This window comes from Rhizobium sp. 01T444, from assembly GCF_056398305.1.
Genome location: NZ_JBFTPD010000004.1, coordinates 96,910 through 117,964 on the forward strand (window position 1 = coordinate 96,910; position 21,055 = coordinate 117,964).

A 21,055-nucleotide genomic window follows, 5' to 3' on the forward strand; every position below is an offset into this window, starting at 1 on the left:
GCATTACTTGGGGAAGCGGTTGTAGAAGGATTGCGGGTCGTAAACGCACTCGTAGTCGAGCACGCATATTTCCCCATTGGCGGCGCGTACCCTTGCAACATCATATTTGTCGCCCAGCCGGCATCGCGCAGGCGGGTAACGGAAGCTCCGGCCTCCGATGCCCATGCGAACAAAGACAGCCTTTTTCTGGTGGATAATCTGCGCGAGCTCGCGGCAGGAATGGTCGCGGGCATTGACCTCCACGGCGTCGAGAGCAAAGGCAGCCGTGGGGACAAAGAGGGCAGCCGCTAAAATCAAACTTCTCATAAGACCTCCTGATGCGGGCGGGTTAGCAGCAGCGCCTGCGGGGTTCGATCGCAAGAGCAGGCTTTGATGCCGCGCGGTAGAGCTGGGATTTGGGCGGATGGCAAACCAAATCGATCCATCCACATTGAAAACGTGCTGGCTTCAGATCTTGCCGCGCGTGGCAAAGACAAGCGTCTTCAATCGCTCCTCGTCATGCACGCCCTGACGGTAGAGCTCGATGATGATCGCGGCCGAACGGGCCACATCTTCGTCGTCATCGGCAAGCCCGAACTCGGCCTTCAACACATCCAGCACATTCTGGCATGTGGCGAGGTCATCCGATGTCAGCGCTTCGTCCCGAGGTTTGATGTAACGGTTGATCATGATGCGCTCGCTTGTTGGGTCTGACATTTTCCCATCACAGACATCATTATCGCGCTTCGATCGACAGCGACAGATATCCAGCGTCGAAGCCGGCGATCCTCTGCAGTTTGTCCCAGGCGAGTTATCTCGCCTATATCGACGTTTTCCACACGCTGATGTGGTTATCGCTCGCAGTTTTGCCGCTCGCCTTCATCCTGCGCAAAATCGACCTTGGTGAGGGTTCGGGCCATCAGGGCGGACACTGATCTACCTGATGTTGGCAACTTCTTGTATATCCCCTAATCTGGGGGTTCATTCGAATCGTTGCATGTACTATGTTTGCGACGTGATATTCACACGAGACAGGTACTGATGACCCCAGAAGTGTCCGGCTTTGAATGCACCCGCGGCAATGTCGTTTCCGGCAAGCTCAGGCTTTCAAGCAAACTGCCCTACTTTATCGTCGCAGGACTTGCTGTGGCCGTATGGGCAAACTCTAGCGAGCGACCGCACGATACGGAGGTGGCAGTTAAGCAAGCTGCGCCGGCTTCGCTCGCTCGATAAGCGCGGCAATGGCTCGGCCGACGATAATGGCGGCCGAGAATATGGCAATCAGATCTATCCCTGATAAGTCATGATCGCGCGGTGTCCCGCATTAGGCTGCTGCGGGAACCAATCAGACCGAAACCAGATCTCAAATTCTGACGCCGCTCGTTTCATCGAAGAGATGTACCTGCGCCGGATCGACCGAAAGCCCGATTGTCTCTCCGGCCTTGACCCTGTCGCGCCGCGACTCGACGATCGTCAGTTCCGGCTGAGTCGCCGCGACGATGAAGGTCGACGAACCGGTCGATTCGACGAAGGCGATCGGTACGTCGAAGCTGCCGTGGCCGGGTGCAACGACCTCGATATGCTCCGGCCGGATGCCCGCGACGAGCTTACGGCCCGGCTCGACGGCGCGTGCTATCGCAAGCGTCTGCTTCACTGCGCCGAAATCCAGGACCAGGCTCTTTCCGTCATCCCCGACGATCGCGGGAATGAAATTCATCGCCGGCGAACCGATGAAGCCGGCAACGAAGCGGTTTGCCGGCCGGTCGTAAAGATCAAGCGGCGCACCCTGCTGTTCGATGATGCCGTCGCGCATCACCACCACATGGTCGGCCATCGTCATCGCTTCGACCTGGTCGTGCGTGACGTAAACGAAAGTTGCGTTCAGCCGGTCGTGCAGCGCCCGGATTTCTTTGCGCATGTGAACACGCAGCGCGGCGTCGAGATTGGAGAGCGGCTCGTCGAACAGGAAGGCCTTGGGATGGCGGATGATGGCGCGGCTCATGGCGACACGCTGGCGCTGACCGCCCGAGAGCTCGCGCGGATAGCGCTTCAGGAGATGCGAAAGACCTGTCGTCGCCGCCACGTCCTCGGCCGCCTTCTTGGCTTCCGCTTTTGCGGTGCCGCGGATGCGCAGGCTGTAGGTCAGGTTTTCCTCGACCGTCATATGGGGATAGAGAGCATAGGACTGGAAGACCATGGCGACATCGCGCTTGCGCGGCGGCACGCCGTTCATCAGCTCGCCGGCGATCCTGAGATCGCCGGTCGAAATGCTTTCGAGGCCGGCAAGCGAGCGCAGCAGCGTGGACTTGCCGCAGCCCGAGGGGCCAACGAGCGCGACGAAGGTACCCCTGGCGATCGACAGGTCGATGTTCTTCAGGGCATGGAAGGCGCCGTAATATTTGTTGACGCCGCTGAGCTCGATCTGTGTGGTCATTTGAGGGCTCCAGAGGTGAGGCCGGATACGATGCGGCGCTGCAAGAGAACGAAGATGGCAAGGATCGGCGTCACATACATCGTGGCGTAGGCCATGATGTTGTTCCACTCGTTGGTGTTCGGCCCCATGAAGGAGTTGAGGCCGACGCTTGCTGGCTGAAGCTCGGCCGCCTGGATCATCGACTTCGAATAGACGAATTCGCCGAAGGCCTGCATGAAGATCAGGATGGCGCTGACGAGGATGCCGTTGCGGGCAAGCGGCAGCACGATGTTGAAGAAGGCGCCGACGCGGGAATTGCCGTCGACGAGGGCCGCCTCCTCCAGTTCCTGGGGAACGCTCATGAAAGTGGCGCGCACCAGGACGACGAAGAAGGGCATGTGCTTTGCCGCGATCGCGATGATGACGGCAAGGCGCGGATAGGAAAGCATGCCGATCTGCGAGAAGCCCACGAAGATCGGCGTGATCATCAGCGAGGCCGGCAGAACCTGCAGCATCAGGATCAGGAACAGGCCGACGTCGACCCAGGCGTTGCGGTATCTGGCGAGCACATAGGCGCAGCCGATACCGAGCAGGGTGATCAGCGTAACGGAACCCAGGGCGATGACCAGCGAATTCCAGAGATAGAGGCCCATGTCGCGGCTTTCCCAGACATAGGCATAGGTGCCCCATTGGGGTGCTGCCGGCCAGAAGCTCGGCGGCGTCGCGAACATTTCCGAGCCGCTTTTCAGCGCCGTAATGTACATCCAGTAGAGCGGGAAGAGATAGATCGCCGCCATCACGATCGAGATTGCGAGCATCAGGCGGTCGCGGTTCGTCGTATTCATCCGCGTACCTCGTGGCGTGTGGACCTGACATAGACGACGGACGCGAACATGACGAAGACGATCATGATGACGGAGATCGTTGCGCCCTTGGCGAAGTCATATTGCCGGAAGGAGAGATCCCAGGCCCAGTATTGCGTGACGTTCGATGAATTGTTCGGTCCGCCCGACGTGATCGCGGCGAAAAGGTCGAACTGCTGTAGCGTGAAGATCAGGCCGAGCGAGACGATGGCGCCGATGGTCGAACGCATCATCGGCAGGGTGATCGTCCAGAAACGCTGCCAGACATTGGCGCCGTCGAGTTCGGCAGCTTCGTAGAGATCGGCCGGAATGCCGGCGAGGCCGACGGACAGCAGGATCATGTTGAACGAGGTGCCGAGCCAGATATTGGCGATGATGACGGCGTAGAGCGAATAATGCGGGTCCGAGCGCCAGAAGATGTTGGCGGAGATGATGCCGCTTTCCTTGAGGATGAAATTCAGCACGCCGAAATCGCCGGACAGGATCCAGTTCCAGATGGCGCCGACGACGAGGCCGGGCATGATCCAGGAGACAAGAAACAGGCCGCGCATCCACGAGGCGCCGGGAAAATTGACCCAGAAGAACAGCGCTAGGCCGAAGCCGATCAGGAACTGGCCGGCAATAGAGCCGACGACGAAGATGACGGTATTATAGAGGATCGGCAGTGTTTCCGGCTGCGCGAAGAGGTCGGTGTAATTCTTGAAGCCGACAAAGGGACGCGAGAAGGTCCCGAGGCTGAACATGTCGACCTCCTGGAAACTCATCACGACATTGTAGATGAGCGGCAGTCCCGCCATCAGGAACAGAAAGCCAAGGGGAAATGCGACCAGCATGATATCGAAACCGCGGCCGTCCCTGACGCTCGTCAGGATCCTCTTCATGAGTCCTCCGTTGCTCCGAACGGGGCCGCCTGGCGCATGATGCGGAAGACGGCCCCTGCCGGGAGGAAATGGTTGGATGGCCATGTGCCATCGGTGGATGATGCGCCGCTGGTTTCCCCTTCTCTCCAGCAGGGAGAAGGTGGCGGCAGCTGGATGAGGGGGCGGCGAGTTCGGCGTTTCCTGTTCTTCACTAGCGCTCAGAACGCTCGTCGCTTCACTCTTCCCCCCTCTCATCTGCCCTTCGGGCATCCTCTCCCCGCTGGGGAGAAGAGAGAGCGAGCGGCTGGCTCGACGCTAACTAGCCTAACACAGCCTTGATCTTGTCGGCCGCCTGGTCAAGCGCGTCCTTCGGGCTCATCTGGCCGGTCAGCGCTGCCTGAATGGCGTCCTGGATCGCCTTCGATATCTTCGGCCATTGCGGATGCGGGCCGCGCGGCTTGGCGTATTTCAGCTGTTCGAGGAAGACCTTGAGGGCGGCATCCTTCAGCGGCTGGCCACTCTCGGGGATCGAGATGTCGGAACGGGCTGGAAGCTGGCCGAAGTTCTTGAACATCTTGTCGTCCTGCGAGGCGAAATATTCGAGCGCCTTGAAGGCTTCGGCGGGATGTTTGCTGGTCGCGAAGATCGCCCAGTTGAAGTCGCCCATGGCCGAGGAGCGTTCAGCCCCTTCCTTGGGAACCGGAAGCAGGGTGACGCCCCAGTCGAATTTCGCTTCCTGCAGCATGCGGTCGAGTTCCCACGGACCCGAGATCACCATAGCCGCATTGCCGGAATTGAAGGTGCCGGTCGAATCCCACTGGCCGCGGGTCAGCGTATCGGGAGACGCGAGCTTATCGTCGATGATCGTCTTCCAGATTCCGAGCGCCTTCACCGCGCCGTCAGCATTGATATGCTCGTAGCTGCCGCCGCCCATCTGGGCCCAGGGGAGGAACTGGAAGGTACCCTCCTCGTTGGCCTTGGCCGAGAAGGCGAGACCATAGACGTTCTTGGCCGGGTCGGTCAGCTTGCGAGCATCCTCGACAAGTTCGTCCCAGGTCTGCGGCGGCTTGTTCGGATCGAGGCCCTTCGCCTTGAACATGTCCTTGTTGTAGTAGAGCGCGATCGTGTTCGTCGCCTTCGGCACGCCGAAATATTTGCCGTCCCACTCGACCGACTTCAGTGGTCCGGGGAAGTAGTTTTCGGGCTTGATGACCTTCGAGCTTTTGATCATGTCGGTGAGATCAAGAAAGGCGCCGCGCGATGAAAACAGCGCGTGCTCGGGATTGTCGACGGCGATGATGTCCGGCGCCTGACCGGTGGCATAGGCGCGCATCGCTTCGGTGACGACGTCATCGAACTGGATCAGGCGATATTCGATGGTGATGCCGTTATGCTGGTCGTTGAATTCCTTGACCAGGTTCGGCGCCGGTTGGGTGTCCTTGTCCAGCGACCAGAGCGTCAGCTTGACGTCTTCCGCCTTGGCAGACAGGCCGAAGAGCGAGACGCCTGCGAGCGCCAGCGCGCCCAGAATTACGGATTTCCGGATAGCCATGGTTCTCCTCCTTTGTGGTTATCCATTAAAATGGTCGGCGATTTCCTCCACGCCGACCATATTCACTCATACCGGATCGACGACGAAATCGCCGCCCCGGGCATGTTTCAGATGGTTCAGCGCATAGACCTGYCCGGTCATTTCCAGGGCGTCACGATAGACTGGGTCATGCCAGCCTTCGATATCGATGGAGCCGGACCAGCCGGCAAGCCGCAGTTCGGAGATGATGTCGGTCCAGTTGCTGTCGCCGAAACCCGGCGTGCGCATGAAGACGAACTTTTCCTTGCCGAAGATGCCGTGTTCCTTGATCACATCCCAGCGGATGGTCGCATCCTTGCCGTGGACGTGGAAGATCTTGCTGGCCCATTTGCGGATCTGCGGCAACGGCTCGATCAGATAGACCATCTGATGGCACGGCTCCCATTCCAGGCCGATATTGTCGTCGGGCGTCGCGTTGAAGATCAGCTCCCAGGCATCGGGATTATGGGCAATGTTCCAGTCGCCGGTCGCCCAGTTGCCATCCATGGCGCAATTTTCGAAGGCGATCTTGATCCCCTTGTCGGCGGCGCGCTTGGCGAGTTCGCTCCAGACCTGCTTGTAACGCGGCAGGCTCTCAGTCAGCGGCTTGTTGCGGATGCGACCGGTGAAGCCGGCAACGCAAGTGGCGCCGAAGTGATGAGCGTTGTCGATGCAGTCCTTCCAGCCCTGCAGCGTCTGCAGGTCCATCTCGGTTTCTTCGAGCGGATTGCCGAACATGCCGAGTGTTGAAATCGTGATGTCGCGATCGCCGATCGCCTCCACGCTGCGTTTACCGAGTTCGGCGAGATCCTGGCCGTTGGTGGTCTGCCAGAAGAAGGGCTCGAAGCTTTCGAAACCCATATGGGCGATCTGGGCAATGCGCTTGTCGGCGCCGCCCTTAGAGGCGCTGACCATGGTACCGATGCGAATGGCTTTGGCGGGGTTGCTCACGTCATCTAATCCTTATGCTGAAATTTCAACGCGACGCCCGGTCTTGGCGCTCTCGATCGCACCGAAGACCATGGCGAGGCTTCTGATATTATCGGAACTGGCCGTCTCCGGCCGTTTGCCGGTGCGGATCGCCTCAACGAAGCTTGCGATTACGCTGGCATGACCGTGGGTTTCTTCGGCACGCTCGGGTGCGGGAACCTCGACGGATGAAAAACCATGAAGCAGACCGGGCTCGTTACCCGAAACGGCGGCCTTGAAGCCATCCTCACCGTCCCAGGTCAGCATGCCCTTTGTGCCGACGATCCGCCATTGGCTTTCCCAACTCGTGCGCTCGCCTTCGGCACACCAGGAGCCGCGATAGGTGAAGACGACATCGTCGGAAAATTCGAAAGTTGCATTGGCAGAGGCGCCGTGGCGATACCAGGAACCCTTCGGATTGCGCTCGACGCAATAGACGGCGAGCGGCTTCTTGCCGGCCACGTAGCGGGCGGCGTCGAAAGTGTGGATCGCCATGTCGAGCAGCAGGACATTGTCCATCTCTTCACGGAAGCCGCCAAAATGCGGAGCGATGAAGAAGTCACAATGAATACCGGTCAGCTCGCCGATCGCACCGCTTTGGACGAAGCGACGCAGGCGGCGCACACCGGAAATGAAGCGACGGTTCTGAATGATGGCATGGATCTTGCCAGTTTCGGCTGCGAGATCGATGAGTGCGGCGCCTTCGGCAAGCGAAGTCGCCATCGGCTTTTCGCTCAGCACGTGGCAGCCGGCCTTCATGGCCATTGACACGACATCAAAACGTGCGGTCGGGATAACGACGTCCAAGACGATATCCGCCTTGGCTTCGGCGATGACGGCAGCGAGATCAGTGCCGATGCGAGCCGCGCTCAAGCCGAATTCCTCGGCAAGTTTCTCGGCAGCAGCGGGATTGACGTCGACCAGGCCGACGACCTCGATTGCCTCGGCAAGATCAGGCGTTTCCTTGATAGCACGCAGCCAGCCTTTAGACATAGCTCCGCACCCGCACAGAACGGCATTCAATTTCACGATTTCCTCCAGCGGTGCGCTTCAGATTCCTCCCGAAACGCCTTCCGTAAACGTTTACGATACTAAGCGGAAACGTTTACTGCTGTCAATGCCAGTGCATTTCGACAAAATGCTGCGAAAAATCACAATGCGAACGGGCGCTTAGGCAAAACCTTCGGCAATGCAGCAACAAGATTTTTTTTGGAGCATGCAAAAATACATTCCGCCTTCATGGCAAATGCTTTCCGTAAACGTTTTCCCATGGCAATAAGATGAGATGATCGCATCCGAAGAAAGATCGCTCAGATGAAGGGTATCCGCCAGCTCGCAGAACATCTCGATATATCGATCGGGACGGTTTCGCGTGCGCTGAACGGCAAGGCCGATGTCAACGAGGAGACGCGCAAGCGAGTGCTGGCTGCTGCCGAAGAATTCGGTTATGTCGCCAATCAATCCGGCCGCAGCCTTCGTCAGGGGACGACCAACGTCATCGGCCTGATGATTGAGTCCAGCAAGGAGACGGTCGAAAACAGCGACAACTTCTTCCTCGGCGTCACCGGCGGGCTGCAGAGCGTGCTCTCGCGACATAAGCTCGATCTCGTCATGCTCCCCTGCCCCAGCGACGAAGACCCCTACGAATATCTGAAGCGCATGGTGGCGCGCCGTGTCGTCGATGCCATGATCATCTCTGCAACTCAACGCATCGACAAACGTATCGATCTGCTCGTCAAGGCGAAGATTCCCTTCGTCGCACTCGGTCGCAGCTCTTCCGGCGGCGGTAATTTCACCTGGATCGACCTTGATTTCGAAGGCGTCGCGACCTGCGCCGTCGATCGACTCGTCGCCAAGGGGCATCGCCGCATCGCGATTGCCGCACCGTCAGGCGAAATCAATCTCGGCTATGTCTTCGTGGGCGCCTATCGAAGGGCTTTGGAAAAGCATGGGATCGAATATGATCCGGAGCTCGTGATCCGCGTGAAATCAAGCGAACAGGGTGGCTACCAGGCCGGCGACGAGTTGCTGTTGATAGAAGACAAACCGACGGCGATCATCCTGATCTACGAACTGATGGCGATCGGCCTTTACCGCCGCCTGGTCGAAGCCGGCATCGTTCCGGGCCGCGATCTCGCCGTCATCGGCTTCCGCGAGGAACCTCGCGCCAAGTTCCTGCAGCCGACGCTCACCTGCTTCCGCATGTCGCTACGCGACCTTGGTGCGGCGCTCGCCGAAACCTTGCTTTCCAGCATGCCCGCCTATTCGGAGATCCACCGCAGTGGTGCGCGCAATCGGATTTGGCCGCTAGAGCTTGTGCCCGGGGAAAGTGATGCGTTCTTCAGAGAACCTGARATGTGACGCAATGTGCGTCACTCTATCCATGTTCTTGATAAGAAACGAACGACTCCGCTCAAAACCACTTATGCTGCCGTTTCGTCTGCGACGGCAGAGTTCAATCAAAGTTCGTACCATACCCGCGGGTTGTCGCCCGACTGGATCATCAGCCAGCGAAGATCCGTATCCTTCCAGCCCTTGATCGCGTTTGAGCGGTTGTCTAGCACCAGATCGCCTTGATCGGTCTTGACCACGAGAACAGCGTGGCCTTCGCCATAGGGCGTCTTGGTGACGGCGATACGCAGCGCCTTCGGCGACCACCCCATGGCGATGAGATGATCACGCTTCGTCAGCGCAAAATCCTCGCAGTCACCGGATTTCACATTCACCTGCCAGACATCGCCCTGATCAGAGCGGTCATTGACCGGGCGGATCGAGAGGTTGACCGAGGCATTGACCGATCGAAGCTGCTTGCTTGCGAACGCGCTCAGCGAAACCTCCGAAGCTCCGCCGCGTGCCGCGCACTCGTTGGGATTTTGCGCGCAGAACATCACATGCGCGAAAGGTGCCGTAGTTCGGCGCTTTTCAGAAATATAACTGAATGCCGGCGCTGTCTTCAATCCGCGGGCAATACCGCCTGGACCGGCCGCCTGCGCGGTCTGAACCGCAAACAGAGATGCAAGCGTCACCGCTGTAATCAGTGCGTGCTTAAACATTTTCGTACCCCGTTTCGACGACCGCAACGCGGTCAAATGTTCATGCCGGTTGAAATCCGGCTTTTGATCCTTGGTCGAAGTTCTATTCAGCTCCAGCCAATGACGGGGAACATACGGAGGGAGCATTCTCGATCCTTTTAAATCGTTCCCAACAATTTTAACGAAGTGCGTTTTTTGGAGGCGATCGAATGGGCCCCCACCAATTCTGGGGCGATTGTCGAACCAGAATGGCGCAGGGTTGCAAAAGTCGCGGAATTCTTGCAGAGACAAGCACAGCGGCGCCGGAGGGGCGGCCGACCTTTCAAAGTTTGGCCGCGGCTGTGACTGATAGATTGAAGACCATACTTGCCGGCCTCTACAGCACGGTGGTGCTGGCTGCTGTCATTCCGTTCGGTCTGGTCGATGCAACGCCTTTCGCGGCCGTCGCGATCTGCATGTTCGCGCTGAGCCTTGGGGCACTCCTGCTTTTCGGTGAGCCCCGGCGTGCTCACTGGGTCTTCGTATGGGCGCTGCTTCTCTTTATCGTTACCTCGGTCTGGATCGTCATGCAGACCGTGCGTATCCCGTGGCCATCCCTCATCAATCCGATCTGGAAGGATGTAAACGCGCTCGCCGGCGCATCGAGAGACACTATATCAGTCGCGCCAGCCGACACACTCACTTCGCTCCTGTACATAGCGCTGCCTGTCATGACGTTTTTGACCGGCCTCATCGTTGCAGATACGGACAAGCGGGCGCGCCGTATCCTGATGGTGCTTGCTGTTGGCGCAGGTTTGATCTCGCTCTTCGGGCTTGGCCAGTTCCTGCTGTTTCCGAAGATGTTGCTGACTGAAAGCAAGCGCTATTATCTCGACAGCCTCACTGCAGTCTTCGTCAACCGCAACACGGCAGCGACCTTCCTGGGGCTGAGTTTTCTGATACTTGCAACATTTGCTTCGGAAAATGGCCGCGCCTATTTCGGCTTTTCATCCGCGCCATCAGGCAGTTTCAAGGAGGGCCTCGGTTTCTGGCTTTTTGCTGGCCTCAGCCTCTCCTGCCTGACCGCGCTGATGCTTACCCAGTCTCGTGCCGGACTGTTTACAACAGGCCTTGGCTCGATCTTCTACCTCCCCTATCTCGCCCGCCAGTGGAAGAGCAGACGCTCCAGGCTGCTTCCTCAAGCGGGCAGCTCTGTGACCCGAAATTGGTTAACGGCCGCCAGTGCGATCGCCCTTATTATCGTTTTCGCCGCTATTTTCGGCGGAAGAGCCATCCTGCGTGCAGACCAGCGAGGCACTGATGACGATCGCTTCTGCGTCTGGTCCGATACGATGCATGCCCTCTCACAGAATTGGTTTCAGGGAACGGGCTTCGGCACATTCCGCACCGTCTTTTCGGCCTACCGGACACCCGATTGCGGAATTGGCGGCATCGTGGACAGGGCTCATAGCTCCTATCTCGAAGGCTTTCTGACTCTCGGAGTAATATTCCCGCTCGTCACCTGCCTGATCTTTTTCGTGCTCATGCGGGCCTTCTGGAGTGGCTATCAGGCTCGCCGTCGGCTGAGACATTATTCAATTTTGGGTTGCGCTGGCACCTTGTTGACGGCGGCTCATTCCGCCGTCGATTTCTCGATTCAAATACCCGGTTTTGCCATTTTTTTCATGGCATTTCTTGCGACAGTTATYTCCATTTGCTGCGGGCGCGAAGAAAGGGTCGGCGAGAACAGGAAAGATCTTCCATCCGGCTTAAGAATCGAGCATTCAGCGGAGATCCTTGAAATATGACGATTTGAAGGCTGGCTGCCCATAAAATCGCCACTAAAGAACATCAGAATATTCGTTTGGGTTGCATGCGAATTACCACAGAATCTTAACGTATCAACTCTCTCTAATTTACCATAAATGGGACAATCCATGTTGCGCTATTGCCACAATAACCTTCTGTTAGGTATGCAGTATCTGACAGAGTCGGATATTTACTTGTCATTGAAGTTGTGAGCGGGCTAGACAGTTTTAGTGCTATTACCAAGTAGGGTCATGATGGGCATTCCTGTAACTCGACGCGGCGGCATCATTGTATCGATGCTGATCGTGCTTTCCAGCTGCACTTCTCTCCCTAGGTCCGGTCCGGACCATACGGATATCGACCGCGCTGCAGCAATTAAGGTCACGACACCAGAGCGAAAGGTTGGAATTGACTACGTTCTGATCGATCTTAACAAGGGGATTCTGCCCTATTTCGATAAGATCCCGTCGAGCTCTCTGCGGACTGGATTCGGCGGCGGTCGCGGGGGTGCTCCGGACATCCCGCTCGGCTTCGGCGACGTCGTGCAGGTTTCAATTTTCGAAGCTCAGTCGGGCGGTCTTTTCATCCCATCCGACGCGGGCAGCCGCCCCGGCAACTACATCACCCTGCCGCAGCAGACGATCGACAAGGCTGGCACGATCAGCATTCCCTACGCAGGCCGCGTTCCCGCTGCCGGTCGCATGAAGGAAGAAATCGAGCAGGACATCGAAGACAAGCTGGCGAGCCGCGCGATCGAGCCTCAGGTCGTTCTTACGACCACCACCAGCCGCTCTTCGGAAGTAGCCGTCGTCGGCGACGTCAATGATCCACAAAAGATCGTTCTTTCGCCGGCCGGAGATCGTATCCTTGACGCGATCTCCGAGGCAGGCGGCCTCACGACTCCCAATATCGAGACCAACGTCACGCTGCAGCGTCGCGGTAAAACGGCAACCATCGCTTACGAAACACTGCTGAAGAACCCATCCGAAAACATCTACCTCGCGCCGGGCGACACTGTTTCGGTCGAGCATGAGCGCCGAACCTTCATCGCACTTGGCGCATCCGGCATCAACAACCGCATCGACTTCGAGGATTCGAACCTGACCCTTGGCGAAGCCATGGCGAAGGCTGGCGGTCTCCTCGATTCGCGTGCAGATCCGCGCGAAGTCGTGGTCTATCGAAAGGTCGACCGCAGCACTCTTCAACGCCTGAATATCGACACCAGCCGCTTTAAGAGCGACCAGGTGCCGGTCATCTTCCGGGCGAACCTGCGCGATCCGGCGACCCTTTTCGCAGTTCAGGAGTTCCGCATGACGGACAAGGACGTCATGTATATCTCCAACGCACACACTGTTGAGCTCGTGAAGTTCCTCGACATTCTGAACTCGGTTACATCTACGGTCAGAGGCGTTTCTAACGATGCCCTCGATACCCGCGACGCAGTCCAGGATCTTGGAAATTAAATATATTAAACGATACTTCGATCACCTCACATTGAACGGACTGGTGCTCATCGGAGTTTATGTTATAAGCTCCGTTATCTTTGGAGGCTGGGAATGGTAAAAGCAGGGAAGAATATATTGAAAGGTACGGCTGTCTTCGCATTCGGCGCCCTTTGCTTTGCGACCTCGTCCTTTGCAGGCAACTGCTTTTCGGGTCCTGGCGCGGCAAGCGGCTCGCAGATGGGCGCCTTTAACGCGACGCCGGCAAGCATTCTCACGGGCAATCCGTCCGACAGCGTGCTCACTGGCTCGGTTCGCGATCTTGCAGCAACCGAAACGAACGTCACGGCAACGCTGCTGACGCTGGCAGCCAACCCAGCAACAACGGATGCTCAAAGAGCAGCTATCGGCGCCGGCCTTGGGCGCGCCGTCAACGTTTGCCGTCCGCAGCACTCTGATCTCGCCGACGAGATTGCGGCAGCTGTCGCAGCAGCAATCGTCAGCAACCCGGCGCTCGGTAGCTTCCGCACAGCATTTGAAGCTTCGCTGACCAGCCAGACCGCTGTTGCAGCACTCGGCGGCGCGGGCGCAGGCCCTGCAGGTGGCGGTGATATCAGCGGTCCTGGTGCATCAGGTTTGGGCGGACCGGCTGGTGGCGCAGATGACGGCGGCGCCACTCAGGGCGGAGGTTCGCTCCAGACGAATGCTTCAGGCGTGGGTTCGCTCCAGACGGGCGCTTCAGGCGGCGGTAATTTTACGATTATAATCAACAATTCTGTCAGCGGCAGCATCTAGTCCGCTTCCAAAATTCACGTAATGCTATCAGAGAGGCCGTTCGGCCTCTCCTTTCCTTTCAACATTTAAAGAAAAGCTCCTATCTCGCGCGAGTCGTTGCCGGCAGTGGAGCCGATCGTTCCTGCAGTAGGTCGGACCGGTAGGACATGTCTCAGCGCGCCAAGGCAAGCGGACAAACGCGGCGAAGGGCCACGGCCCCGGTTGCGCTGTCACTTCCCTCTCCCCTATCTGTCCTTTTTATTCTGACGGGCATTGCATTGCTGGCCTTTGCAGTTGCCGATATCAGGCAGTCAGCGCGCTTTGCTGATATCTTTCTCGTTGCGGAGAGACTTGAACAATCCGGACAGATCAGCTCTGAAACGGTCGCCAGGACGGCAGCCAACACCGACACGATCGTCTCCGGCAACTATTGCCGCTCAGATATCGTCATGGCAGGCACCACACTCGTGCTGAACAGGCTGGACACGGCAAACGAGATCACGGGCTACGAGGCCTGGGCCAAGGCTGCAGACGACGCCGAGCGATACATGCGCCACGCCGTCTCCTGCATGCCAACCGACAGCAATCTCTGGCTCAGGCTTGCGATCGTTCGTGCCGTAATCGCGCAAGAGCCAAAATCAATTGCCCGGCTGATGACGATGTCAGCCCGGCTCGCCCCCGCCGACGAACTCGCCCTTCTCGCCCGCGTCTATTTCTGGAACCATCTGAACGTAGCAACGCTTGAAAATGCGCGAACCACGGTCCAAAGCGACGTCAGCCTTCTCCTGAAGCTTGGAGATTCACGGAAAGTCGCGCCGGCATTAACCAGAATCAGCGCTGCCCTGCTGCCCTATGTGAAGCAGGCCGCCACACAATTGCCAGCCAACAAGAAGGGCTCACTCACCTGGTTCGGCTTCAATCCTGACAAACTGCCCTGAGGCAACCCGCCACTTCAGTTCAGCAAGACCGCTTGACGGTTCACGATGCGCAGCACAGTCAACCTACCCGTGGCGAACGCGCCGGTGTCGATGGCGATGCGCCCATTACCAAAAAACGGTTGAGCAACAGGCGTATGACCATGCACCACAAGCAAAGGCAGCTCGGGGCCTCGCGTCAGAAAGGGTTCGCGAATCCAGAATAGATCACGGTCTCGTTGCTCAGGCAGAGCAATACCCGGCCGGATCCCGGCATGCACGAAAACGATATCTCCCACAGTGAGCATTGACGGCATTTCAGCCAATAATTTTCTGTGGTGAGCTGGTACGGCATCGTTGATTGCACGCTCGACCGCCCCATTGTCGCCATGCTTCAGCAAATAGGCGACGTCGATCCCGTATGATTTCAGCGTTTCCGAGCCAGCGAAGCGATACCAGCTCGGAAGCAGATCCGGCTCCTCAAGCAATCGCAGAAACGCGTCGTCGTGATTACCGCATAACGCGACTTGCTTAATATTGGCTGGGGTTGGCCTGCTAAGGTGCTCGATAACATCTTTAGAAGAGACGCCGCGGTCTACGTAATCTCCAAGCATTACTATTAGTGCGGTGCCCGTATATCTCGAAAAATCGTCGAATATCTTCTGTTTTGCTTCAAGAAGCTTGCTGTGGCAGCCATGCACGTCACCAATAGCGTAGATAACAGAGAAGTCAGCCGGATCGAAATGGAGCCTTTGCCGAGTTTGCTCGCGGACCGCCGGCAGGGCCCTGCCTTTACCAATGAGCTTCTGAAACACCCCAAATAAAGTCGGCTTTATAAAGCTTTGATGGCGCTTCACGTGGGAATTCGACATTCTATTTTGATCCTCGAGACCCCGTACCGTAGTTGGAGCTTACTGCGTGCATAAAACAGCCTCACAACTTCTGCAGATGGTAGATGCAGGTTAACGAATAGTTAAAATAGATTCGCAACCTTGGAAGAGAGATAACAACAATATGCGCCAGCCTAACACTATAGATATCCACCATTATCCTGCGCACGACCTCGACATATCTCCAGATTGGCTTAACAATGAGTACGGACTACAGGCTTCCACTGAGAACGGAATCGATCACCCATCCATCAATACATGCCTAGTCTACGTGCAGACAGTGAGAAAAAGCTAAATTCCTCTCATAAAATTCAGACAAGTTGGGGTGTCACAGCGGCGTTGCCGGATGCTAAGATAGTCACTAGAAATCACCGCCGCGCAAACACGTTGTCAATGCGGCCTGATGCGAATTGACGGCATTGAAGCCGGGGCGCTTTGTCTCGGCTTGAGCTTAAACATTGATTGACGCTACTCCTTCATGTAGCGTGCGCCCACTTTCGATTGGCTTCCTGGAAGCATTTGATAAAGCGCACCTACAGACCCTTTACCTGATATGACTCAACTTAATGGAGGTCTCGGATTGCTTTCGCCAGATAAGGTCCCGGCATACGCAAACGAAGAGTGGGAACACTCTGAGTCAAGAGACACTATCGACGTTGAAAAGCTGATCGCAATCGCCGCACGTCAATGGCGACCGGTTGCGATTGCAGCAGTTGCCTTCCTTGTATTAGGAATTGTTTATATTGTCACTGCAGTTCCGAAATATACTGCAGCAACGAGCGTGCTTATCGACCGCGGCAACAGCGAACTTCTGAGCCAACTTTCCAACGCCGGCGTTCCCGTAGAGGATGATGCATCGGTGTTGAGCGAAGTCGAGCTGTTCAAGTCTGACACGATCAGCTTGGCTGTCATAGATAAGCTAAAGTTGCTGGACAATCCGGCCTTTACCTCGCCGGACCGCTCGCCAATCGCCATGCTTCGTTCAATGCTCAATTTCCGTAAATGGTTTGCGAGCGCGGATGTCGATGCCGATGATATGGACGCTAAACGACGGGCGGCGTCTGACAAAATCGTTTCCAATATGGATGTCGAGCGCGTGGGACGCACATACGCTCTGTCCATAAGCTACACCTCAACTTCGCCGGATCTGGCAGCAAACATTGCAGGTGCAATTGCGGACGCCTACCTCGTGGATAAGCTGAACTCGAAATACGAGGCGACGCGCCGCGCGAGTGACTGGCTCCAGGAACGGATAGATGAACTGCGCCAAAAGGCACTTGATTCAGACCTTGCGGTCCAGAAGTTCCGTACGGCGAAAGGGCTCGTCAGCACTGGCGGACAATACCAGCTCCTCAGCGATCAGCAGCTCTCGGAATTGACGACACAGCTTATTACTGCGCAAGCCGAAACGGCAAAAGCACAGGCGAAATATGAGCGCGTCAAATCAATCATCGACAACAAGCGTACGGATGCGATCGTAACCGACGTTCTTGATAACTCGATTTCCAACGATCTGCGCAAAAAGTATCTTGAGGCTTCGAAGATCGAGGCCGATATATCGGCTCGCCTGGGACCGGATCACATTCAAGCCGTTCGACTGCGCGGCGAAATGGCCGAATATCAACGGCTGATGTTCGAAGAGCTAAATCGTATTGCCGAAAGCTATCAGAGTGAGCTTCAGGTCGCCCAGAGCCGGGAAAAATCCCTTCAGGACAGTGTTACGCAAGCCACGAGCGTAACGGCTGCCGCTGGAGAAACCCAGGTTCAACTGCGCGAGCTCGAGCGCACCGCTGATACCTATCGCAATCTTTACCAGACCTTCCTCGCCCGCTTCCAGGAAGCAACTCAGCAACAGACTTTCCCCATCACGGAAGCGCGCGTCATCACCCGATCGCAGGTACCGGTATCTGCCAGCTCGCCAAAGAAGCCGCTCGTTCTTGCTCTTGCAATTGCGCTTGGTGCAATCTTTGGCAGCGGCGTCGGTGCTTATCGAGAGTTCCGTGACCGCTTCTTCAGAACCGGTGATCAGGTTCGCGATGTGCTGTCGCTGGAATATATCGGCCATGTTCCGGCTGTCGACGCGAAGGAAGCCGCCAACGGTGCCAGCGAGCTGGAGTCGACCCGCGGGCTGCAAACCGGCAACGGGATCACCAATTACGTGGTCAATCATCCGCTGTCGGCCTTCGCCGAAACGATGCGCAGCGCGAAGATCGCGGTCGACATGGAAAATCCGAGCTCGCGCAGCAAGGTCATCGGCGTCATCTCCAGCCTCCCGGGCGAAGGCAAGTCGACCATCGCCATCAACCTTGCGCAGCTCCTTGCAATGCAGGGCTCACGCACACTGCTGATCGACGCCGACCTACGCAACCCGGGTGCGACACGCGCCATCGGCCGCCATGCGGAACAGGGCATTCTGGAAGCATTGCTGGAAGGCAGGCCGCTGAAGGACGTGCTGCTGCTCGACAGCAAGACCAAGCTCGCCTTCCTGCCAGCGGTCGTCAAGCGCCGTGTACCGCACTCCTCTGACCTGCTTTCCTCGTCCATCATGGTCAACATGCTGGATGAGCTGAAGGCACACTTCGACTATATCGTTCTCGACCTGCCTCCGCTTGGCCCGGTCGTCGATGCCCGCGCGATCAGCCCGATGCTCGATGCTTCGCTGGCCGTCATCGAGTGGGGCCGTACATCGCGGCGCGTCGTTCGCACGACCTTCGCGGTTCAGCCTGAACTCATGCAGAAGTGCATCGGCGTCGTGCTGAACAAGGTCGATACGGAAAAGCTGAAGCTTTATCGTTCCTATGGTTCCGGCGAGTATTACTACAACCGCTACTCCGCCTATTATCACGAATCGTAAGAACACTTTTCGAGCAGGATCTGAAATGAATTATGCGGCGAATTTCGCCGCATAATTTTTTTTGGTCACGCCAATTCCGAAAAGAACCTGCCGATGGCCTCGATCTCATTCGGCCGGATGTCATGCCCTCCCGAGTGCCATTCCGTCTGCACCTGCGCCTTCTGGCCCTCGAAATAGGCAGAAAGTGCTTCCGTCAACGCGGCCGGCGAGATCGGATCGCGCTGGCCTGCCGTAATCAATATCCTACGGCCGTTAAGATCGGGATTCGCGCGAGGCCGGAAAGGGATGAGTGGATGGAGCAGAGCTGCCGCGTCGAACAGACCCTTCTCGACAAGCACGTTCGCCAGAATGTTGGCGCCGTTCGAAAATCCTAGCCCGAGAATTCTGGACGAGCCATGTGCCGACGCCAGATCCTGGACATAGCCACTCATCTTGTCCGTCGCCCGAGCGAGATCGGCCATGTCATAGACCCCCTCACCGGTTCGCTTGAAAAAGCGCGCCGCCCCATATTCGGAAACATCGCCGCGCGGCGAAACGATCGTCGCTTCCGGCAGCAAGCGCCTGCCGAAATCGAAGAACTGATTCTCGTCACCACCCGTCCCGTGAAGCACGAAAAGAATGGGCTTTCCGGGTGCACCGGCATGCAGCCGGTGCACATAGCCATTGTTCGTCATCGTCCTACCTCCGCTTAGGCTTCGAGCGGCTGCAGATGCTGCTCGATAAGGGCACGCAGATGGGCATGTTGCTGCGGCAGCTTAAGTGCTTCGCCGAGGTGAGCCGTATCCTCATCGCGGTCGAAACCGGGCTCGTTGGTGGCAATCTCGAACAACACGCCGCCCGGCGTGCGGAAGTAGATCGCCCAGAAGTAATCTCGGTCGATAACCGGGGTGACCTGGTAGCCGGTGTCCATCAGTGCCTTGCGAACCTCGAGCTGTTTTTCGCGGTTTTCAACGGAGAAAGCGACATGGTGGACGGAACCGGCGCCTGGGAGCGCGCGGGCAATGTTGGGCATGGTTTCGAGATCGACGAGATGCGCGCCATTGCCGCCTGGAATAATGAGACGCTTGACGCCCTCATGTTCTTCTTGAACCTCATAACCCATGAACTTCAGAAGTTCGGCCGTGGCGCCGTCATCTCTCAGCCGCATGGCAACGGAGTGGAAGCCTCGGATGGCATGATCCTCGCTGACACCTCCATGCGTCCAGGGAGTGCGGGTATCATCCTTGACCTCGACGAGCGCAAAACCGTCGCCATCGGGACCGGCAAAATTCAGGCGCTTTTCACCAAACGATTCTTCCGTCTTCAGGCCAGTGACATTGAGCTTCGTCAGGCGATCACTCCAGAAGCCAAGCGAACCCTGCGGAACCGAATAGACCGTGGTGCCGACTTCGCCGGTGCCCGGACGCCCCTGCGCCATCTTCGGGAAAGGGAAGTAGGTCATGATCGTACCCGGGGAACCGGTTTCGTCACCGTAATAGAGGTGATAGACGTCAGGGGCGTCGAAATTCACGGTCTTCTTGACGCGGCGCAGGCCCAGCGCATTGGTGAAGAACTGGTTGTTGGTCCGGGCATCCTCCGCCATCGATGTGACGTGGTGCAGACCCTTGATTTGATCGAGCATTTGAGACCTCTTTCTGCCCGCAACAGGCGGGCTTTCGATGGGTCATAGATGAGCTTTTCGAGCCGGTTCTCATAGTCCGGCAAGCTGACACGCATTGTCTCCATTTTATGAACGACAATGCGACAACGTTCAAGGATTGACGGGAAGCTGCCAATCAATAGGTTCACGGCCGTGTGACTGCAGAAACGCATTCGCCTTGGAGAAATGCCGGGATCCGAAAAAACCGTTATGGGCCGAAAGCGGCGACGGATGTGGCGCCTTCAGCACCATATGCCGCCTTGCGTCGACAAAGGCCGCCTTCTTTTGAGCATAGGAGCCCCAGAGCATGAAAACGACAGCTTCGCATTCGTCGTTCACTTTGCGGATCACGGCATCGGTGAAGCGCTCCCAGCCCTTGCCCTGATGCGAGGCAGCCTGAGATTCCTCCACCGTCAGCACACTGTTGAGGAGAAGTACGCCCTGTTGTGCCCAATGTTCCAGGAAGCCGTGCCGCGCCGGCGAAATTCCAAGATCCGTCTCCATCTCCTTGTAGATGTTGACGAGCGACGGCGGAATACGCACACCGGGGCGAACGCTGAAGCAGAGCCCGTGAGCCTGGCCGATACCGTGATAGGGATCCTGCCCGAGAATCACGACTTTAACTTTCGCAAGCGGCGTCAGATCCAGCGCGCGAAAATACTCCCCGCCCTTCGGGAAAATCCGTCGGCCAAGCTGCTTCTGCTCCACGAGAAAGATCTTGAGTTGCTGCATGTAGGGACTTGCAAACTCGCCGGCGAGCGCCGCTTTCCAACTCTCTTCAAGAGTGACTGACGTGTCGTTCACGACGCAAACCTCCCGGACCGATGCAGCCTATGTACGAAAACCGTTCTAGCAAAATTACTCAGAGCCACAATACGCGACAGTTGCGACGCTATGCCTTGCCATCTCGCAGATGCGAAGAGTGCTCCAGCTGTCATAAATTGGAAATTCTCTACCATTACCAAAAGTGCTGGTAACGATACGCAAATGATGGCAATACTTTGCTATGCCGTCTGCCGTTTTAACTATGCCCTAATTTTGCTGTTTACCCAAGCAAATCAGCACAGT

General features: G+C 57.2%; 20 protein-coding genes. 7 read left to right on the plus strand and 13 right to left on the minus strand.

Annotated features, from left to right (window positions below; translation table 11 throughout):
• Window positions 1-3: 3 nt before the first annotated feature.
• Window positions 4-306 (minus strand): hypothetical protein, encoded by a 303-nt coding sequence (locus AC1DTN_RS08830; RefSeq protein WP_477920485.1) that lies wholly within the window; start codon window positions 304-306, stop codon window positions 4-6.
• 141 nt (window positions 307-447) lie between these two features.
• Window positions 448-696, minus strand: a complete 249-nt coding sequence (locus AC1DTN_RS08835; RefSeq protein ID WP_477920487.1) for a hypothetical protein — start codon at window positions 694-696, stop codon at window positions 448-450.
• Window positions 697-776: 80 nt separating this feature from the next.
• Here AC1DTN_RS08835 and AC1DTN_RS08840 point away from each other — a divergent pair, with 80 nt between their 5' ends.
• Window positions 777-914, plus strand: a complete 138-nt coding sequence (locus tag AC1DTN_RS08840) for a hypothetical protein (protein ID WP_477920489.1) — start codon at window positions 777-779, stop codon at window positions 912-914.
• Window positions 915-1,342: 428 nt separating this feature from the next.
• Here the strand turns inward: AC1DTN_RS08840 and AC1DTN_RS08845 are convergent, their stop codons facing one another.
• The 6 genes from AC1DTN_RS08845 to AC1DTN_RS08870 form a co-directional block, all read right to left on the minus strand.
• On the minus strand, window positions 1,343-2,413 hold the full coding sequence (locus tag AC1DTN_RS08845; RefSeq protein WP_477920491.1) for an ABC transporter ATP-binding protein: 1,071 nt from the start codon (window positions 2,411-2,413) through the stop codon (window positions 1,343-1,345).
• Window positions 2,410-3,237 (minus strand): carbohydrate ABC transporter permease, encoded by an 828-nt coding sequence (locus AC1DTN_RS08850; RefSeq protein ID WP_477920493.1) that lies wholly within the window; start codon window positions 3,235-3,237, stop codon window positions 2,410-2,412. Before AC1DTN_RS08850 ends, AC1DTN_RS08845 begins: the two co-directional genes overlap by 4 nt.
• Window positions 3,234-4,136: a carbohydrate ABC transporter permease gene (locus tag AC1DTN_RS08855; RefSeq protein ID WP_477920495.1), complete on the minus strand. Its 903-nt coding sequence runs from the start codon at window positions 4,134-4,136 to the stop codon at window positions 3,234-3,236. Before AC1DTN_RS08855 ends, AC1DTN_RS08850 begins: the two co-directional genes overlap by 4 nt.
• Window positions 4,137-4,434: 298 nt before the next feature.
• Window positions 4,435-5,667: an ABC transporter substrate-binding protein gene (locus AC1DTN_RS08860; protein WP_477920497.1), complete on the minus strand. Its 1,233-nt coding sequence runs from the start codon at window positions 5,665-5,667 to the stop codon at window positions 4,435-4,437.
• Window positions 5,668-5,733: 66 nt separating this feature from the next.
• Window positions 5,734-6,636: a sugar phosphate isomerase/epimerase family protein gene (locus AC1DTN_RS08865; RefSeq protein WP_113320061.1), complete on the minus strand. Its 903-nt coding sequence runs from the start codon at window positions 6,634-6,636 to the stop codon at window positions 5,734-5,736.
• 12 nt (window positions 6,637-6,648) lie between these two features.
• Window positions 6,649-7,683, minus strand: coding sequence for a Gfo/Idh/MocA family protein (locus tag AC1DTN_RS08870; protein ID WP_477920499.1), 1,035 nt, complete (start codon window positions 7,681-7,683; stop codon window positions 6,649-6,651).
• 285 nt (window positions 7,684-7,968) lie between these two features.
• On the opposite strand from AC1DTN_RS08870, the gene AC1DTN_RS08875 reads away from it, so the two are divergent.
• Window positions 7,969-9,015, plus strand: a complete 1,047-nt coding sequence (locus AC1DTN_RS08875; RefSeq protein ID WP_477920501.1) for a substrate-binding domain-containing protein — start codon at window positions 7,969-7,971, stop codon at window positions 9,013-9,015.
• Window positions 9,016-9,113: 98 nt separating this feature from the next.
• Here the strand turns inward: AC1DTN_RS08875 and AC1DTN_RS08880 are convergent, their stop codons facing one another.
• The gene (locus AC1DTN_RS08880; protein WP_477920503.1) at window positions 9,114-9,977 is read right to left on the minus strand and encodes a transglutaminase-like cysteine peptidase; all 864 of its coding nucleotides are present in this window, start codon (window positions 9,975-9,977) and stop codon (window positions 9,114-9,116) included.
• Between AC1DTN_RS08880 and AC1DTN_RS08885 the strand changes: the two genes are divergently transcribed.
• From AC1DTN_RS08885 to AC1DTN_RS08900, 4 genes are all read left to right on the plus strand, one after another.
• Complete coding sequence (locus AC1DTN_RS08885; RefSeq protein WP_477920505.1) at window positions 9,896-11,473, plus strand: O-antigen ligase family protein; 1,578 nt, start codon at window positions 9,896-9,898, stop codon at window positions 11,471-11,473. The two genes, AC1DTN_RS08880 and AC1DTN_RS08885, sit on opposite strands and share 82 nt — an antisense overlap.
• Window positions 11,474-11,725: 252 nt before the next feature.
• Entirely contained in the window at window positions 11,726-12,937 is a 1,212-nt protein-coding gene (locus AC1DTN_RS08890) for a polysaccharide biosynthesis/export family protein (protein WP_477920507.1), read from the plus strand.
• 93 nt (window positions 12,938-13,030) lie between these two features.
• On the plus strand, window positions 13,031-13,711 hold the full coding sequence (locus AC1DTN_RS08895) for a hypothetical protein (protein WP_477920509.1): 681 nt from the start codon (window positions 13,031-13,033) through the stop codon (window positions 13,709-13,711).
• Window positions 13,712-13,968: 257 nt separating this feature from the next.
• A complete protein-coding gene (locus AC1DTN_RS08900) occupies window positions 13,969-14,628 on the plus strand; it encodes a hypothetical protein (protein ID WP_477920511.1) in 660 nt (219 codons plus the stop codon).
• A 14-nt stretch (window positions 14,629-14,642) separates the two neighbouring features.
• Here AC1DTN_RS08900 and AC1DTN_RS08905 read toward each other — a convergent pair whose 3' ends face one another.
• The gene (locus tag AC1DTN_RS08905; protein ID WP_477920513.1) at window positions 14,643-15,476 is read right to left on the minus strand and encodes a metallophosphoesterase family protein; all 834 of its coding nucleotides are present in this window, start codon (window positions 15,474-15,476) and stop codon (window positions 14,643-14,645) included.
• Between the two features lie 598 nt (window positions 15,477-16,074).
• Between AC1DTN_RS08905 and AC1DTN_RS08910 the strand changes: the two genes are divergently transcribed.
• Entirely contained in the window at window positions 16,075-18,348 is a 2,274-nt protein-coding gene (locus tag AC1DTN_RS08910; RefSeq protein ID WP_442206711.1) for a polysaccharide biosynthesis tyrosine autokinase, read from the plus strand.
• Window positions 18,349-18,413: 65 nt separating this feature from the next.
• Here AC1DTN_RS08910 and AC1DTN_RS08915 read toward each other — a convergent pair whose 3' ends face one another.
• The 3 genes from AC1DTN_RS08915 to ung all read right to left on the minus strand — a co-directional run bounded on the left by AC1DTN_RS08915 (window position 18,414) and on the right by ung (window position 20,791).
• Complete coding sequence (locus AC1DTN_RS08915) at window positions 18,414-19,022, minus strand: alpha/beta hydrolase (RefSeq protein WP_442206712.1); 609 nt, start codon at window positions 19,020-19,022, stop codon at window positions 18,414-18,416.
• Between the two features lie 14 nt (window positions 19,023-19,036).
• Entirely contained in the window at window positions 19,037-19,969 is a 933-nt protein-coding gene (locus AC1DTN_RS08920; protein ID WP_477920516.1) for a VOC family protein, read from the minus strand.
• A 129-nt stretch (window positions 19,970-20,098) separates the two neighbouring features.
• Window positions 20,099-20,791, minus strand: coding sequence for a uracil-DNA glycosylase (ung, locus tag AC1DTN_RS08925; protein WP_007823289.1), 693 nt, complete (start codon window positions 20,789-20,791; stop codon window positions 20,099-20,101).
• Between the last annotated feature and the right edge of the window lie 264 nt (window positions 20,792-21,055).

What these genes read in the sequence shown, in the direction of transcription:
- AC1DTN_RS08830 (WP_477920485.1), bottom strand. Translation starts at nt 306, where the DNA reads ATGAGAAGTTTGATTTTAGCGGCTGCCCTCTTTGTCCCCACGGCTGCC.
- AC1DTN_RS08835 (WP_477920487.1), bottom strand. Translation starts at nt 696, where the DNA reads ATGTCAGACCCAACAAGCGAGCGCATCATGATCAACCGTTACATCAAA.
- AC1DTN_RS08845 (WP_477920491.1), bottom strand. Translation starts at nt 2,413, where the DNA reads ATGACCACACAGATCGAGCTCAGCGGCGTCAACAAATATTACGGCGCC.
- AC1DTN_RS08850 (WP_477920493.1), bottom strand. Translation starts at nt 3,237, where the DNA reads ATGAATACGACGAACCGCGACCGCCTGATGCTCGCAATCTCGATCGTG.
- AC1DTN_RS08855 (WP_477920495.1), bottom strand. Translation starts at nt 4,136, where the DNA reads ATGAAGAGGATCCTGACGAGCGTCAGGGACGGCCGCGGTTTCGATATC.
- AC1DTN_RS08860 (WP_477920497.1), bottom strand. Translation starts at nt 5,667, where the DNA reads ATGGCTATCCGGAAATCCGTAATTCTGGGCGCGCTGGCGCTCGCAGGC.
- AC1DTN_RS08890 (WP_477920507.1), top strand. Translation starts at nt 11,726, where the DNA reads ATGATGGGCATTCCTGTAACTCGACGCGGCGGCATCATTGTATCGATG.
- AC1DTN_RS08895 (WP_477920509.1), top strand. Translation starts at nt 13,031, where the DNA reads ATGGTAAAAGCAGGGAAGAATATATTGAAAGGTACGGCTGTCTTCGCA.
- AC1DTN_RS08905 (WP_477920513.1), bottom strand. Translation starts at nt 15,476, where the DNA reads ATGTCGAATTCCCACGTGAAGCGCCATCAAAGCTTTATAAAGCCGACT.
- AC1DTN_RS08915 (WP_442206712.1), bottom strand. Translation starts at nt 19,022, where the DNA reads ATGACGAACAATGGCTATGTGCACCGGCTGCATGCCGGTGCACCCGGA.
- AC1DTN_RS08920 (WP_477920516.1), bottom strand. Translation starts at nt 19,969, where the DNA reads ATGCTCGATCAAATCAAGGGTCTGCACCACGTCACATCGATGGCGGAG.